General features: G+C 45.0%; 2 protein-coding genes. Both read left to right on the forward strand.

All coding sequences use genetic code 11. The features are described 5' to 3' along the window. Positions 1-152: 152 nt before the first annotated feature. Positions 153-344: a hypothetical protein gene (locus tag H6S82_RS30465; RefSeq protein WP_190466345.1), complete on the forward strand. Its 192-nt coding sequence runs from the start codon at positions 153-155 to the stop codon at positions 342-344. Positions 345-476: 132 nt separating this feature from the next. Further along, on the forward strand, positions 477-2,094 hold a 1,618-nt coding region (locus H6S82_RS30470; RefSeq protein ID WP_191057271.1), incomplete at its 3' end, for a methyl-accepting chemotaxis protein.

Below are 2,094 nucleotides of genomic sequence, written 5' to 3' on the forward strand. Positions count from 1 at the left end.
CACATAATAAACACTTATCTAGCTAGGATTTCGCCCCTCTACTGCAAGTTGCCATAGGGCAAACTAAGCGTGTAAATAATCTCAAAATCTTACCTAGTACAGGCGGAAAGATCCAGATTCGATCTAAAAAATCGGCGGAAAATATCGACGGTTTGGTTACTGCTATCCAGTCTGCGATCGACTGCACACTGCATATCACCCATGAAGACAGCAAAACAGCAGAGGAAGAAATAAAACTTTTTCAAGAAACAGCAGCAGTTTTTGCAAATGTAACTGAGGTGGTTAACCATATTATTTTAAAATTTTTTATAGGTGCAGTGGAGGTTATTAATGAAGCTAACTAGAGTCTCTTGTCTGTAATTTAGTATTTTAGCGTTTAGACTGCTCGCTTCCCTAAATTACACTTATAAAAAAGAGAGTATAATCGATTACCGAGGGCGCAAGCTCTTTGGGCTGACTGCTATCTCTAAACAATAATGTTTAACAACCTATCTTTACGAGCTAAAGCCATCGGTTTTGCGATCGCCCTCGGTACATTGCCGGTGCTGGGCATAGGCGCAATAGCTTACTACTTTGCCAACCGTTCGATTACGGAAGACGTAATGCGATTGCAGCAAGCCTATGCAGTAGAACTAGCCGACAAAATCAGCCGTTTCATGTTTGAGCGCTACGGAGACATTCAGGCGATCGGGAACCTAGCCATTCTCGCCGATCCTCGCGTCAGCAGCATAGTTCCTCAAAAGCAAAAGGAAGAAACGCTCAATCGCTACCTGGATACTTACCGAGTATACGATAATATTGCCGTCTTCGATCTGTCGGGAAACTTAATTGTTAAATCGCGAGGTGAAGCGAGCGGAAATCATAGCAATCGAGAATATTTTCAGCAAGTCCTCAAAACACAACGTCCCTTTATCAGCGCTCCAGAATTTTCACAGTCTACAAATGACTGGGCGATTTACATCGCGGCACCGGTAAAAAATGTCATTACAGGTAAAATTATTGCCATAGCCCGATCGCGTCTACCCGTCAAATACCTGAGAGAACGCATCAAAACCCTCGGTAGCTCTCAAGAGCAATCCCATGTAATCGACCCTTCTGGCAAAATCTTTGTAACTTACGATCCAAAAGAGGCAGGTCAACAGATCGAATCAGAGTATCCCCTTTTCGATCGAGTGCAAGCAGAAAAACAGGCAGATGTTAAAGTCGTTTTTTCCCGCTCTGACAAAACCGACAAAGTACTGGCTACGGCTCCCACCCCAGAACTAGCAGGGATGCCAAAATTAAACTGGATTGTACTGGTTGATAACGATACAGCCATTGCCTTCAGACCGCAGAGAGATCTGCTAGTAACGCTGTTGATCGGAACGGGAGCAACTGCCATACTGGTAAGCGCGATCGCAGCTGTAATTGCCGATCGCACCACCAAATCTATCAACCTGATCGTCAGCTCCATCAGTGTTTCCACCAGTGAAATTGCTTCCACAGTTGAGCAACAGGAACGAGTCGCCACTCAACAGGCTAGTTCTGTCAATCAAACCACCGCGACAATGAACGAGTTGGGTGCATCCTCAAGATCTACAGCAGAACAAGCGCAATTAGCTGCCGAAAGTGCCCGTGAAGTATTAAATTTGGCAGAATCATCAGCAACAGCTGCACGTCAAGTCTTAAACCTAGCCCAGCAAGGTACTCAGACAGTAGAGCGAACCCTAGAGGGAATGTCTGCCCTCAAAGAAAAAGTAGGTGCGATCGCACAGCAAACCCTACACTTGACAGAACAGACCAATCAAATTACTGGTATCACTAATATAGTTACCGACTTGGCTACCCAAACCCATATGCTCGCGCTTAACGCCGCTGTAGAAGCAGTGCGTGCGGGAGAACACGGCAAAGGATTTGGCGTCGTCGCCGCTGAAATCCGGAAACTTGCCGATCAAAGCAAACAATCAGCGCAGAAAATTAACGCCTTAGTTATTGGTATTCAATCGGCAATTAATTCCACAGTAATAGTGACAAATGAAGGCAGAAAAACAGCAGAAGAAGGAATCAAACTTTCTCAAGAAACAGCAGAAGCCTTTACAAGCGTGACCAAAGGAA

The organism is Planktothrix sp. FACHB-1355 (assembly GCF_014748295.1).
GTDB lineage: Bacteria > Cyanobacteriota > Cyanobacteriia > Cyanobacteriales > Aerosakkonemataceae > Aerosakkonema > Aerosakkonema funiforme_A.